Origin of the sequence: Siansivirga zeaxanthinifaciens CC-SAMT-1, from assembly GCF_000941055.1 — a bacterium.
Lineage (GTDB): Bacteria > Bacteroidota > Bacteroidia > Flavobacteriales > Flavobacteriaceae > Siansivirga > Siansivirga zeaxanthinifaciens.
The window spans coordinates 2,104,685-2,120,253 of record NZ_CP007202.1; the positions used below are offsets into that span (position 1 = coordinate 2,104,685).

The following is a 15,569-nucleotide window of genomic DNA, read 5'->3' on the forward strand; positions in this document are numbered from 1 at the left end:
TCTAATTTATTAAAACCTTCTTAGAATAAGCACCATCATAGGTGTTTACTTTTATAATGTAGGTGCCAGTACTTAAAGGTTTCGTTTTAAACTCCTGATAGTTTACTGATTCCACATTATTAAATATACTTATAGACTGCCCAAGGATATTAAACAACGCTATATTCTTAATTTCTTTAAGTGTTTTATTGTGAAGTATTAAGCTGTTTTTATCATTAGCGTAATAAACATCTAACTCCGATGTTTCAAAATCAACGCTACTTAAAGATTTATCTAAGGCTGTGAATTTTATTTCAAATCTGTTAGAATAAACACCAGGTGTTAAATAAATTTCATAAGGTCCATTGGTTAGATTGTGATAAATACCTAATGTGTTATCATATAAGTAAATAGCTTTGTTTTTTTCTAAATTATTGGTGTCTTCTAATCTAATTTTAGCCAATCCACCTTTCGCTATTTTTAAACCTAAAGGTAAAGTTTGGTCGTCTTTAAAATTATTAACGGCCTGGATTATAAATTTAGAATTATTAATCTTCCAGTACATATCTTCACTATTGGTTTCGGCAAGTATAGCGTCGTAACCTAAGTCAAAATCGTTTGAAGCTTTAGTATCTGCCCCCACTAAAAGTTGTCTGTGATAACCTTTAGGCGAATCGAACATCAATCTAATTTTAGGCCTGTTGTCGATATCAGATTTTTTGTTTTTAACTGTTTTAAAGAATTCCGATCCCGTATTTGTAATAGTAGCTCCTTCTTTTTTAAAGACTCTTTGACTATTTTTAAATCTAATGGTGCCCCCTGTAATAGGTTGCGATAAGCCAGCTAAACTTGCATCAGATATAGCAGAAACAAAGAAGCCTTGCGCCACCGGAATATATCTTTCTGGAATTTTGGTACCAACAGCACCAGTAGCATTTATTCTCGTATCAGTAGAAATGGCTGGTGTACCTCCAGTTAAATTATAAACAGCATAACCACCTTCGTATTCTCTTAGTATATGAGAATTTACAGCAAAGTGATCCCAAAAATACAGTGATCCATTAATAACATTTTGCGAGTTTCTACCACCATCGGCAGTATGAATGTTATCTAAAATAAATTCGTTGGCATCGAGCGATGACGCATAAGGGTTTCCAACTAAATATTCGTTGTTTGCATTAATCGTTAATGAGATATTTCCGTTATTAGGTTTCCCTTTTAAAATATAGTTTTGGTCTGGTGTTGCGGTGCCTGGTCCCTTCATAGTGAAACCTTCTCCAGCTAAAAGCGAGCCCGTGCTTCTTACATGTTGCCATTGTGAATAAGTATTACCAATTTTATTTGAGTATTTCCAAATCCAATAATCGGCATTTCTCACAGGTGAAGCACTACCATTATAGCCAGAGGTTAAAAAGCCTACATTGGTAAGTACATCTGGTAATTTGTAGCTAGAATTAAAGTTTGGAGCTACAGGCGAACTCCAGTAATTATAAACATAAGTATTAGAATTACCTTGTTGGTCGCGTTCTACACTTCCAGTACTCGTGTTGTCTAAATCACTGTTTTCTGTTTGTATTAATTGCGATTCGCCTTCCAAATCCATCGTTCCATTAATTTTAAGATAGTGCGTAACGGTTAAGCCAATTCCAGAATTGGACGCCGTATCTCCGTTTACTTGTAGGTCGCCGCCATTAATAATTAAAGCTTCTAACTGGCAATCTCTATTTCTTGCACTGGTACTAGTTGCTCCCAAATAAATGTTATGATTGGTTTCAACAATATTCCAATTGATAGGCGTTACACCATCAATAATAGATAAAGCATTAGGTAATGTTTGTACCGCGTTATTTAACCAAGTAGCATCTGCATCCCAAGAACCATCTGCTTGAGATTGATAAGGTAATGGCGCTGTTTGAAAATCGACAGTATCGAGGTTTCTTAAAGCCCCTTGGTTTCCATTACCAGACATATCATCGGTATTGGTGTAGGTGTAAACAGACATAGGGTAGTAACCATCTAACTCTGACCAAGGCAACGGGTTTAATTCGTTTTTACTAATGGTTGTAGGTATAACATCTCCTTTCTTTAGAGCTAAAGTGGTATTGTCAATTATTTCTTGGTTCATGATGTAATGTAACTGGTCTTCTGTAAGAGCTTTTTTCCAAACTCTTACTTCATCAATATTACCAGCAAAGTAAGCTGTAGGCGTGTTTTTTCCTGCTGCAGCAATGTAAAACGATTGTGTTGTTGCGATAGGTGCAGGCATGTTTTTAGATGTGTCTTCTACACCATCTATATATAATTTAGCTGTACCGTTATTATAAATAACCGCCAACTGATGCCATTCATTTTCTGGAATTACTACTGAAGAAGCTAAAGTTGACGCCCCGCCGTTTACACTAAATTCAAATCTTCCAAGACCATTAATTTTAAAGTCGTAACCTTCGGTATTAGAAGCATTTCTTTTAGAAATTATTGATGCATTTACGGTTCCGGTGTCACGCTTAACCCAGGCCGACATGGTAAATTGGGTTGGGTTTAAATCTAAATGATCTTCAACATCTATATAATCTTGTACACCATCAAACTTAACAGAGCGTTCAACAATAATTTGCGGAGCATAACCAAAAGTTATATATTTTGTTCCATCAAAATCGTAATCGGCCAAAAGGTTTCCGTTGCCGTCTGGTTTCATTACTCTGTAATCTGCCGTAGGGTCAAAAATACCTGTGCTTGAAATAAACATATAGTAATTTCCAGGAGGCGAAATATTTCTAATCGCATTTTGAGGTATTTTAACTTTACAAGAAGGTATATCGCCCCCAGTTTCTACTACTTTCCAAATACGTTGCATCGCAACGAACGATACAGGAGTAGAAAGCCCAGGAATACCAGCACTCATATCTACATTAACAGTTGTAGCTGCCAAGTTAATATCTCGACCATTATTACCCCAAACTAAAAACTGTCTGTCGTTAAAGTTTGTGGTATTGTTGTTAATATTTTCTTTGTTTGTGTTATAAGTATTGGTTAAGCCTATAGTTAAAAAGCCGCTAGTAAGTCCAACACCATCATATTCTATATTTTGACTTTTAGATTGTTTCTGGTTTAACTGTGAGGCATTATCTCTTCCAATTCCAGCGATGTCATAATTATATCCAGAGTTTAAATTTGTATCCCATATAACATTTCCTTGAGAATCGATATAATTAACATCATTCAATCTATAATTCGTTAACGAACTACCATCAGATTGCAATGTTACACCATATTTTATTCCCAAATAACTCTGAATTTTTTGTTTATTTAAAGCCGAATTTGGTGCACTATAAGAAATAACTTCTCCAAGCATTCCATTTAGTTGAGAGCTTGATCTGCCATTTAAACCACTTCGTCCTGTTCCTATTAAGAATGGTAAATTATTAAACTCATAATAATTTAATGGATTTCCATTTCCGCTTGTTCCGGTTGTACCTGTAGTATTATCAATTCGTTTTCCATTTTTATAAATTTCTTGAGAGTTTCTGCTATTGTTAGCTTTAACGTTTACAATTAAAACATGATTATAACTATCTGTGTTAGAAGTGTAAGCTCTTCCGTAAGAGTTTACTCCGGGAGTTCCATTTTGGGTATTTACATAGGCGCCTAAGTTATGAGCTATTACTTCATCGACATATCTACCTGTAGAACTTCCAAAGGCAAGACCAGTTGGATCTTCATGATAATTAGCAGTATCCGATTTACCACCTAATGGAAATTGTCTATTTGAAGATCCTATGGATGTATTTACAACATCATCACTTTTTACTACAACAAAATAATCTTGAGAAAAGAATCCGCCTTTTCCGTTCATGTATTCTGTACTACTATTGTTAAAATCTAAAATAGGGTTATAGTTTAAGTTTCTGTTCGCGTTGTCTCTATAAGTAGGTGCCAGATAGTTAGCCGCTGTAGCATCCTCTTTATCTAATGTAGTGCTGTAAGCTTGGTCTTCCCAATTAGTTAATCGAGCACCATCTGAAACAGAAACACCATCGTTGGCTTTTAGCCATAGTCGAAGATTGCCATTTATATTTGCCGGAGCAACAGTAGAATTAGCTAGTGTGGTAATAGGATCTGCATCAATTTTGAAGTTATCAAAACCAACACCAACATCTGTAGTATTGTTATTAGTTCTAAATTCAATTCTAAATTTAACATTACTTCTATTAGAAAAAATAGCATCAGGTAATTCTATTTTAGCATTTTTAAAATGACTGTATGGTCCAGAGAAAGCAGGTAAGTCGGGATGACTATCATCGTTCCAACCATCACCACCTAATACGCTTGTGTAATCATCATACCAATTAGTTCCAGATCCTGTTAATGGAGTAAAAGCACCACTACCTACAGAATATAAAATTCTCATTCCATCAGTATCATTTTGGGTATTATATTCAACATCTAAACTTAAATTTAAATTTTGAAGACCAGAAAAATTATACTCTGGGCTTTCTACAATAATCCAAGAATTGTTAGAGTAACTATTATAAGAATTATTTCTCCAAAAACCGCCTTCTGCTAATTCATTAGTAACAGAAGCTGGATACGAATTCGTCCAAATCCATGTATCGTTTGTGGATCTAATAACATTCCAACCACCATTTGAAATATCGAAAGTTTCATAATATGCTGTATATAGAGGAGGAGCAGTAACACCTGTTCCTTGTACATTAAAATTATATGGATTTTCATCACTATCATTATTTGAAATGGAAATTGTAGCCGTCCTTAAACCAGAGCTCGTTGGGTCAAACGATATGCTAAATGTGGTGCTACTTCCTGGAGCAATAGCATTGCTAGGAATTGTAGATACTGTAAAATCTGAAGCATGGGCTCCCGAAATGGTAATATACGGCGATGCACCAGTTAAATTTAGTGTGCCAGGTCCTGTGTTTTCAATTACAAAATTGTGAGTTATACTTCCTAAAGAAACGCCATAATCTCCAAAATCTGTAAAATCTGTTAGTGAAGGAGTTGTGTCATTATCAGAAATATTAATTGAATTTCCTTGAATATTCATTTCTGGCAAAGGAACAATTCCTACACCTTGAATACTAAACGTATAAGGATTCTCGTCGGAATCATTATTTGCAATACGTAAGGTCGCTGTTCTTATCCCACCACCAGTAGGAGAAAATGTTATAGCAAAAGTTGTACTGTTGTTTGCAGAAATATTATTGTTAGGAATTGTTGTTACAGAGAAATCTCCTGCATTTGTTCCTGTAAATGTAATATAAGGAGAGGCACCTGTTAGAGATAAATTGTTTAAAGTTCCTAAATTTTCAATAACAAACGTATTTGTTTTATTGCTTGTAGTTAAAACACTTCCAAAGTCGGTATTATCTAATGTTGTAGGTTTTGTATCACCTGACAAAATATTATTTCCTAAACCTCTTACGTTTATTTCTTGAGCAAGACCTGATCCATATCCTTGTATGGTAAATGTATAAGGATTTTCATTGGTGTCGTTATTAATAATACTAACTGTTGCTGTTCTTAAACCAATTGCACCTGGGATAAATCTAATTGTAAATGTAGAGCTGCTATTTCCAGTAATAGTTGCAGATGGGTTTGAAGTTACTGTAAAATCTGAAGCGTTAGCCCCACCGATTAAAACTCTTGGTGAACCTGTTAGATTTAATGTACCTATATCTGTGTTTTGTATTGTAAATGTATTTGATTTGCTTGATAATACGGTGCTAACATTTCCAAAATCGGTATCATCTGAAATGTTTGGTGTTGTATCACCACTAACAATGGTATTGCCTAATCCTGTTATGTTTATTTCTGGAGAAGAACTTCCAATTACGTTCAAAGAATAATCTTCTACCTCTCCATCGAAATTTGTTTCACAGGATGAAGGATTTGAGTTATATTTAGCTGATACTCTCATTCTGGTATTTCCAGTTGCAGCTGTAAGTGGTATTGAAATTGATAAGGGAATTAAGGATGTTGTCCCATCAATTACATTTCTTCTGTCACCCAAATCATATGTCTCACCTGCATCCGAAAAATCACCATCTTGATTCCAGTCTATCCATGCAAATGCATGTACAGTATAGTTACCATCGGTATTAACTCTAACAGTTAAATTGTAAGAGGAGCCTTGGTTTACATTCGTAGAAATTCCAGTAAAATTTTCGTAACCTACATTTTTTGGAATGTCAGCATTATTTATTGTATTAAAAGAAACAAATGTTATACCAGTGTTATAATTCGTGTTACCAGAGGAAGCACATTGTCCGTTTGATTTAAAACTAAAAAAAGAAACTAGTATAAAAAATACATTAAATTTTTTTAGAAAAAGAATACATTTTTTCATAATTGAGAGAGTTAATAAATAGCATTTACATGGCAAATATATATAAAACTATCTATAAAATGCAAATTTCATCGATGAAATGCATATATTTTTTTAAATTATTGATAATCAATATTTTGCAAATTCGATTTTAAACAAAAAAAGAGCCGATTTTATTAAAATCAGCTCTTTTTAAAATTTATAATCGAAGAATTTTATCTATTTTTTCAGAATTCTTCTAATCAAAACATCACCTGTTTTTTTGTTTAACACTTTTATTATGTAGGGTGCTTGTTCTAAATTTTCAAAACCATCTATAGTTATTGAACTTGAAGTATTATTAACATCTTTAATGTAAACTAATCTTCCATTTAAATCAAATATCTTAATATCAAAACTAGAGTATTCTTTAAATTTAGGTAATATAATTTTAATGTAATTACTAAAAGGATTTGGTGTAACCATGATTGTATTCATATCTAAAACTTCAATATTTAAAGTTTTTTCATCGTATCCATTACAATCTTGATCAATGCCATCATTCGGTATATCTATAGCTCCTGGGTTGATGGTATTATCGTTATCATCACAATCATTAGTGGTTTGAGGTGTTGTTGAATACCCAGCCCCAGGCGATGAACACTGCGTTACCGAATTCGTGCTTCCAAAGAACCCATCACCATCGGTATCTACACCTACATACCACACGGTATTTGGGTTGATGGTATTATCGTTATCATCACAATCATTGGTCGTTTGAGGTGTTGTTGAATACCCAGCCCCAGGCGATGAACACTGTGTTACAGAGGTAGTGCTTCCAAAGAACCCATCACCATCGTTATCCACACCTACATACCACACGGTATTTGGGTTGATGGTATTATCGTTATCATCACAATCATTGGTGGTTTGAGGTGTTGTTGAATACCCAGCCCCAGGCGATGTACACTGCGTTACCGAAGTCGTACTTACAAAGAATCCATCACCATCGGTATCCACACCTACATACCAAACCGTATTCGGGTTGATGGTATTATCGTTATCATCACAATCATTGGTGGTTTGAGGTGTTGTTGAATACCCAGCCCCAGGCGATGAACACTGTGTTACCGAAGTCGTGCTTCCAAAGAATCCATCACCATCATTATCCACACCAATATACCACACGGTATTTGGATTGATGGTATTATCGTTATCATCACAATCATTAGTGGTTTGAGGTGTTGTTGAATACCCAGCCCCAGGCGATGTACACTGCGTTACCGAAGTGGTGCTTCCAAAGAACCCATCACCATCGGTATCCACACCTACATACCAAACCGTATTCGGGTTGATGGTATTATCGTTATCATCACAATCATTGGTGGTTTGAGGTGTTGTTGAATACCCAGCCCCAGGCGATGAACACTGTGTTACCGAAGTCGTGCTTCCAAAGAATCCATCACCATCGGTATCCACACCAATGTACCACACGGTATTTGGGTTGATGGTATTATCGTTATCATCACAATCATTAGTGGTTTGAGGTGTTGTTGAATACCCAGCCCCAGGCGATGTACACTGCGTTACCGAAGTCGTACTTCCAAAGAATCCATCACCATCGGTATCCACACCTACATACCAAACCGTATTCGGGTTGATGGTATTATCGTTATCATCACAATCATTGGTGGTTTGAGGTGTTGTTGAATACCCAGCCCCAGGCGATGAACACTGTGTTACCGAAGTCGTGCTTCCAAAGAATCCATCACCATCGGTATCCACACCAATGTACCACACGGTATTTGGGTTGATGGTATTATCGTTATCATCACAATCATTAGTGGTTTGAGCGGTTGTTGAATATCCAGCACCAGGCGATGAACACTGCGTTACCGAGGTAGTGCTTCCAAAGAACCCATCACCATCGGTATCTACACCAATATACCACACGGTATTTGGGTTGATGGTATTATCGTTATCATCACAATCATTAGTGGTTTGAGCGGTTGTTGAATACCCAGCCCCAGGCGATGTACACTGCGTTACCGAAGTCGTACTTCCAAAGAATCCATCACCATCGGTATCCACACCAATGTACCACACGGTATTTGGGTTGATGGTATTATCGTTATCATCACAATCATTAGTGGTTTGAGCGGTTGTTGAATATCCAGCACCAGGCGATGAACACTGCGTTACCGAGGTAGTGCTTCCAAAGAACCCATCACCATCGTTATCTACACCAATATACCACACGGTATTTGGGTTGATGGTATTATCGTTATCATCACAATCATTAGTGGTTTGAGCGGTTGTTGAATACCCAGCCCCAGGCGATGTACACTGCGTTACCGAAGTCGTACTTCCAAAGAATCCATCACCATCGGTATCCACACCTACATACCAAACCGTATTTGGGTTGATGGTATTATCGTTATCATCACAATCTGTATTATTATCAACATAACCTGTAGGTTGAGAAACTGCGTTGATACTAACGGATGGATTTCCAAATGCATCTGAGTCTAAATCTTGATACCATGTTGTTAATGTGACTGCATTAGCATTGATTTTTATATTATCTACCGCAATATCACTTGCGAAACTACTACCAGTGGTTCCTGAAAATCTTATTTTTATAGTTTGTCCATCGTAAGAATTCAGATTTATGTTTTGTGTTGTCCAAGCAGCACTTGCGGATGTTTGTTGTTGGCCAGATACTGTGAAAACAGAAGTATAGGTTAAACCATTATCATTAGTAACTTCTACTTTCAATGTTCCCATAGTAGAACCAAACATGTGATAGTCAAATATAAGTTCTGTGTTCTCATAACCATCAAGTTCAAAACAAGGAGAGTTTAAAAATGCTTTTTTACTTGGATTGTTGGGTGATGAAGATTCTACAAAAATATACTGATTACCATTGGATGCTCCAGATGGACCTGTTGGACCAGAGGTTATAGAAGGCGTACCACCACTATTTCTCGTCCAATCAATATTATCATCTGTTCCATTTAGACCTTGATTCCATAAGCCAAAATTAGCTTCAAAGCTTTCAGAGTAAGGAAATGAACTAATTGATGCACCCGTACAAGCGGTTGCAGTAAAATTAACTGAAGAACTATAAATTGAACTTGCAAGAGTACAACGTGTACTAACTTGAACCTCATAATCTGTATCATTCACTAAACCACTAATTGTATAGGTATTTGTTGCTAAATCTGTAATTTCTGTCCATGATGAAGCTCCAATTTCTCTATATCTTAAATCGTAGGTAGCTGATGGAATAGGGTTCCAATTAATTATTGCAGACAAAGCCGTTGTTGTAACATCTGCTGTTAAGCCAGTAGGAGGATTAGAATTGTCGCAGGGTATTTGTATTTTAGTTACTTTAAAATCATCGAAACTAAAACCTTCAAAATCCATATTAGTATAATAGTCATCTCTGTTGGTGCCATCTGTTCTAAAATCAAATCTTAGATATACTGTAGGCTGGTTATGTAAAAAGGAGTTGTTAGAAGCATCAATAAGAATTTGACACTATCCCGTAAAGTGTGTAAGTTAAAAATCGAGGGTTTAACTTTTTTAAAGTTGAACCCTTTTTTCAAATATAGTTAAAAACTGGTTTAAAATAATGCCCCAGTTCCTAATAGGCATCGACCATTTTTTGGTAGCCTCTCTAAGGGCTAAAAAAGTGGACTTCATAACAGCTTCATCTGTTGGGAATGAGAGCTTGTTTTTAGTGTATTTTCTGATTTTTCCATTAAGGTTTTCAATAAGGTTCGTAGTGTAAATGATTTTTCTAATTTCTAAAGGAAATTCATAGAAAGCGGTAAGTTCTTCCCAGTTATCTCTCCAGCTTTTAATAGCGTAAGAGTACTTGTGTTCCCATTTCTGAGCAAAGTCTTCTAGGGCGGCTTTTGCTGCACTTTTGGTGGGTGCATCGTAGATGCTTTTCATGTCCTTTGTAAATTCTTTCTTGTCTTTCCAAACAACATACCGACAAGCATTACGAATCTGGTGTACCACGCAGATTTGGGTTTTAGATTCAGGAAAAACGTTTTTAATGGTGTCGGTAAAACCGTTAAGATTATCTGTGGCCGTGATAAGCAAATCCTGAACGCCTCTGGCTTTCATATCGGTTAGTACACTCATCCAAAAGGCTGCCGATTCATTCTTCCCCAACCAAAGCCCTAAGACTTCCTTTTTACCATCTCTACGCAGTCCTACGGCGATGTACATGGTTTTGTTAATGACTTTGGAGTTCTCCCGAACCTTAAATACGATGCCATCCATCCAAGTAATTAAATATACGGGCTCCAGAGGTCTGTTTTGCCAAGCAACAATATCATTGGTAACTTTATCTGTGATACGTGATATGGTAGATGTGGATACATCAAAATCGTAAACTTCTCGGATTTGCTCTTCAATATCAGAATTACTCATACCCTTGGCATAAAGGCTGATAATGACGTTTTCTATGCCATCAACCATGTTAGTGCGTTTAGGAACCAGCATAGGGTTAAAAGAAGCGTCCCGGTCTCTGGGAACTTTAATATTAGTCTCTCCTAAAGCTGTTTTTATCTTTTTAGACCCATAGCCGTTACGGGTATTGCTATTATCGGATTGCTGATGCTTCTCATAGTCTAAATGAGCATCAAGTTCCCCTTCTAGCATCTTTTCAATACCTCGCTTTTGAATGGATTTTAGAAAGGAGGTCAGTTCGTCTCCTGTTTTAAACTGTTTTAAAAAATCGTCGTTTAGAAAATCTTCTTTCTTCATAAGTGTGTAAATTTTAAAATTAAACAAAAAAATATCGAGGGTTGCAACCCTCGATATTTTTAACTTTACACACTTTGTGAGATACTACCTTAAATTTTATTGACTATTTATATAAACAAGAATGTTTTCATCCATATCAAAATAGGGTTGTGCACCGTCAATTCTTGCAGGAATATTATATATCCTATGATACCTACCTAAAATTTGTTCAGTCATTTTTTTAATTCACCTTTTGTTGCTGGTTTATTGTCGATTGGGGTAAATAAAGATTTCAAACCATCTGCCGCTAAAGTTCCTAAAGTAGCATTTCCTATTCCAGGGGCACTTAAACTATCAATTTTTGTTTTAACAGGTGAAATATTTTTTTCAGGTAGATTTGCAATTTCTGTTTGTAATTTAATGTTGTGGGTTTGTCTTGCATGATGCGCTTTATTGCGACAAGTATTGTTATAATACATGCTTTAGCTTCATTTCCCTTAACAGCTATAGTCTCTTCTTTTTCAAATAAAGCTTCGTTATTTTCGAAAGGATTGTAACTTTTTTTAAGAAGAATAATGAGTCGTTTTCGATAGATAGTTAAAACGGAAAGTCGATCTTCTTTCTTTTTGTAAGTATTGGCAATGCCATATATGTTTTTCATACGCTCTAATTTTCCTGTTTGCGGATTGCGAAATGAAAAATACACATACCAACGTTTATTTAAATTCCCGTTAGCTGTGTAAATTTTTGGGTTGAAAAATGGGGTTTTTTACTCAAACCGTGTTCAAAAACGTGTTCACTTTTGTGTTCAAATGTAAGAATTTCATTTAAATAAGACATAAAAAAACGGTTTAGAGTGAACTAAACCGTTTAATTTCAGAACTTTACTTTTCGTAGCGAGAGCGGGGCACGATCCCGCGACCTCCGGGTTATGAATCCGACGCTCTAACCAGCTGAGCTACCTCGCCATAATTTGAGGCTGCAAAGATAATAACAATATTATTCTATACAAGTTTTACTTAAATAAAATAATATTAAAAATTATTGTTATACTTCTTATTAAATGTATATATTGGCAATTAATAATTTTAATGACATTTATGGAAGATAAAATAAAATTTGAAATAGAATTTACTATACAAGCCTCTCCTCAATTAATATATCAATACATTTCTACACCTTCAGGATTATCAGAATGGTTTTCAGATAACGTGAATTCCAGAGGCGAATTTTTTACCTTTATTTGGGATGACAGCGAAGAAAAAGCGAAGTTAATTAGTAAAAAAACAGGTGAACGTATTAAATTTAGATGGGTAAATGATGATAACGATCAAACATCATTTTTTGAAATTAAAATTCAGGTAGATGAAATTACAAAAGATGTTTCATTAATTATTACAGATTTTGCTGAAGAAGACGAAGTAGATGAAGCAAAAATGCTTTGGGAAAACCAAATTTCAAGTTTAAAACAAGTATTAGGTTCTGCTTAACCAATAAAAGATTTAAATAAATTATATTTGTCCCGTTTTCTATAAAAATGAAAACGGGCTTTTTTTATGACAAATTTTAACGGTACTATTTTATCTGAAACGCATGTGTTATCCATTCAAAACAGAGGTTATGCCTATGGCGATGCCCTTTTTGAAACCATTAAATATGCTCATGGAAAACTATTGTTTTGGGAAGATCATTATTTTAGGTTGATGGCTTCCATGCGTATTATGCGAATGGAGATTCCCATGAATTTTACCATGGAATTTCTTGAAGAGCAAATACAAAAAACCATTGATGCTAATCAATTTGGAACATCGTCTGTTCGAGTAAAATTAATGGTGCATAGAGTAGAAGGTGGCTTGTATTTACCAACTTCCAATGCTATTGGATACAATATTTCAGTAAAAAAAATAGCATCAGATTTTTACGAAGCACATGATGCTTTTTATGAAGTAGATTTATTTAAAGATTATTATATAGCGCCCAGTTTATTATCGACTTTAAAAACCAACAATAAAGCATTAAACGTAGTAGCCAGTATTTATACTAAAGAGAACAATTTAAACAATTGTTTTATTTTAAACACAGACAAGCAGGTTGTTGAGGCTTTAAATGGAAATGTATTTGTTGTTAAAGGAAATACTATTAAAACAGCACCACTTAGCGATGGTTGTTTAAAAGGTATTATGAGGAAGCAAATAATGGAGATTTTGAAAGATATGAAAGATACTTACGAATTTACCGAAGCTTCTATTTCACCTTTCGAACTTCAAAAAGCTGACGAAATTTTTATAACCAATGTTATTACTGGAATTACTTCGGTTTCAAAATACCGAAAAAAGAGTTTTAATAATGAAGTTGCTAAAATACTGCTTCAAAAATTAAACACTAAATTACGTTTAAGTTAGTTGTAATTAGGGTTCTCTGGCGCGTTAGACCAGATGCTGTAATCGTCACCAAACTCTAGCATTTTTTCTTTCCAAAACGATTCGTAATCTTTTTCTATAATGCTGTTTTTATAGGTGTTCTCGGTTACAACCCACGAGTTACTTTTTAATTCTTCTTCTAATTGGTTTTTATCCCATCCAGAATAGCCTAAAAAGAATTTAATATCGCTTTCGCTGATGTTTCTATTCGCAATCAGTTCGGCAACTTTATTAAAATCACCACCCCAATAAATGCCTAGAGAAATTTCAATGCTATTAGGTATTAGATGTGGAATTTTATGAATAAAATATAAATTATCCTGTTCTACAGGACCTCCGTTGTAAACCTTAAAAGTTGCTTCAACTTCAGGCACCAAGTCGTTTATATCATACTCTAGTGGTTTGTTTAAAATAAATCCTATGGAACCTTCGGGGGAATGATCTGCCAGCAGGATAATAGAACGATTAAATGAAATATCGCCAATAATGGTGGGTTCAGCGATTAACAAATTACCCTTTTTTGGTTGTATTGTAATCATAATCATAATCATTGAGGTATTAATAACTAAATCTAGTATTTATTTATTAAAAATGCAATAGTTTGAGAAATTTTATAAAAAAAGCCTTCACATTGTGAAGGCTTTTTTAAATTTTTTATAGAATATAAAATTTAGTTGATTGCATCAGATAAATCTGAACCAGCTTTAAATTTAACTACATTTTTAGCTTTGATTTTGATAGTTTCTCCTGTTTGTGGGTTTCTACCTTCTCTTGCAGCTCTTTTAGAAACTGACCAAGAACCAAATCCTACTAAAGAAACTCTGTTTCCTTTTTGTAAAGCACCTTCAATGTCAATTAATAAAGATTCTAATGCTTTTTTTGCAGCAGCTTTACTAATTCCAGCATTTTCTGCCATTCCATCGATTAAATCTGTTTTGTTCATAATATAAAGTTTAATTATTAATAAATTGGTTAAACATTTTTTTAAATCTTACTACAAATTTATACGGATTATACACCTATGCAAGTAATAGCGCGCTAAATACAAAGTTTTGTTGATAACTTATGGCTTTTGTTAATAAAGGAACGCTATTTTGTCTAGATTTTTGTAATATCAATGGCAATAAGGGTTTAGAGCATTTTGGCATTTGTTTCAAACTCGTAACCATTTAACAACGATTTTACATCCATCTGGCGTTTTCCTGGGAGTTTAATTTCTTTTATAATAATGTACCCATTTGTAACGGCTACTTTAATATCTTGCTTTGAAGTAACAATAGTGCCATGTTCTAAATTATGAGAACTTGTTTCTTTTTCGGTAGCATAGATTTTAACATCTAAGGTTTCTGCACCGTTTATTAGGGTACACCAGGCAGCTGGATACGGACTCAAGCCTCGCACTAAATTGTAAATATTGTCCATGTGGTCTTCCCAATTTATTTTGCAGTTTTCACGATTTAATTTGTAGGCCGTTTTTAAGTCGCTAGCTTCTGCTTGTGGCTGAGTGATTACCTTATCGTTTTCAATTTGTTTTACGGTGTTTAAAACCAGTTGGCTTCCAATAGTCATCAATTTATCATGTAAACTGCCTGCATTTTCATTGGGCTCAATATTAACCGATTCTTGTAAAATCATATCGCCCGTATCTATTTCTTCATCAATAAAAAAAGTAGAAACGCCAGTTTTGGTTTCGCCATTAATAATAGCCCAATTTATAGGAGCTGCACCTCGGTAATTAGGAAGTAACGAGGCGTGTAAATTAAATGTTCCGTATTCTGGCATTTTCCACACAACTGCCGGTAACATTCTAAAAGCAACAACAATTTGTAAGTTGGCTTCTAAAGCTTTTAGTTCGCTTAAAAATGATTCGCTTTTTAAATTAGTTGGTTGTAAAATATTTAAATTTTGTGATAAAGCGTATTGCTTTACGGCACTTTCGTTTAATTTTCTTCCGCGTCCTGCTGGTTTATCTGGGGCCGTAATAACGCCCACAACATTATAATTGTTTTCTACTAAGGTTTTTAATGTGGCTACAGCAAAATCTGGTGTGCCCATAAATACGATTCTTAATGCTTTCATCTTTT

General features: G+C 34.8%; 9 protein-coding genes and 1 tRNA gene. 2 read left to right on the plus strand and 8 right to left on the minus strand.

Features of this window, described 5'->3' with window-relative positions:
- Position 1: 1 nt before the first annotated feature.
- From AW14_RS14510 to AW14_RS09540, 5 genes are all read right to left on the minus strand, one after another.
- Positions 2-6,343, minus strand: coding sequence for a choice-of-anchor D domain-containing protein (locus AW14_RS14510; protein ID WP_052647473.1), 6,342 nt, complete (start codon positions 6,341-6,343; stop codon positions 2-4).
- 198 nt (positions 6,344-6,541) lie between these two features.
- A complete protein-coding gene (locus AW14_RS09525) occupies positions 6,542-9,730 on the minus strand; it encodes a MopE-related protein (protein WP_044638595.1) in 3,189 nt (1,062 codons plus the stop codon).
- A gap of 159 nt (positions 9,731-9,889) precedes the next feature.
- The gene (locus tag AW14_RS09530) at positions 9,890-11,086 is read right to left on the minus strand and encodes an IS256 family transposase (RefSeq protein WP_044637031.1); all 1,197 of its coding nucleotides are present in this window, start codon (positions 11,084-11,086) and stop codon (positions 9,890-9,892) included.
- Between the two features lie 212 nt (positions 11,087-11,298).
- Positions 11,299-11,544, minus strand: a complete 246-nt coding sequence (locus AW14_RS09535) for a hypothetical protein (RefSeq protein ID WP_044638596.1) — start codon at positions 11,542-11,544, stop codon at positions 11,299-11,301.
- A gap of 415 nt (positions 11,545-11,959) precedes the next feature.
- A tRNA-Met gene (locus tag AW14_RS09540) sits at positions 11,960-12,033 on the minus strand.
- A gap of 132 nt (positions 12,034-12,165) precedes the next feature.
- Between AW14_RS09540 and AW14_RS09545 the strand changes: the two genes are divergently transcribed.
- Together AW14_RS09545 and AW14_RS09550 are read left to right on the plus strand one after the other, a co-directional pair.
- Positions 12,166-12,555, plus strand: a complete 390-nt coding sequence (locus AW14_RS09545) for an START-like domain-containing protein (RefSeq protein WP_044638597.1) — start codon at positions 12,166-12,168, stop codon at positions 12,553-12,555.
- A gap of 66 nt (positions 12,556-12,621) precedes the next feature.
- The gene (locus AW14_RS09550) at positions 12,622-13,467 is read left to right on the plus strand and encodes an aminotransferase class IV (RefSeq protein WP_044638598.1); all 846 of its coding nucleotides are present in this window, start codon (positions 12,622-12,624) and stop codon (positions 13,465-13,467) included.
- Here AW14_RS09550 and AW14_RS09555 read toward each other — a convergent pair.
- The 3 genes from AW14_RS09555 to fmt form a co-directional block, all read right to left on the minus strand.
- Complete coding sequence (locus AW14_RS09555; RefSeq protein WP_044638599.1) at positions 13,464-14,024, minus strand: YqgE/AlgH family protein; 561 nt, start codon at positions 14,022-14,024, stop codon at positions 13,464-13,466. The genes AW14_RS09550 and AW14_RS09555 overlap by 4 nt on opposite strands.
- Positions 14,025-14,155: 131 nt before the next feature.
- A complete protein-coding gene (locus AW14_RS09560) occupies positions 14,156-14,428 on the minus strand; it encodes an HU family DNA-binding protein (protein ID WP_044638600.1) in 273 nt (90 codons plus the stop codon).
- Positions 14,429-14,616: 188 nt separating this feature from the next.
- Positions 14,617-15,564, minus strand: coding sequence for a methionyl-tRNA formyltransferase (fmt, locus tag AW14_RS09565; protein ID WP_044638601.1), 948 nt, complete (start codon positions 15,562-15,564; stop codon positions 14,617-14,619).
- Positions 15,565-15,569 lie beyond the last annotated feature (5 nt).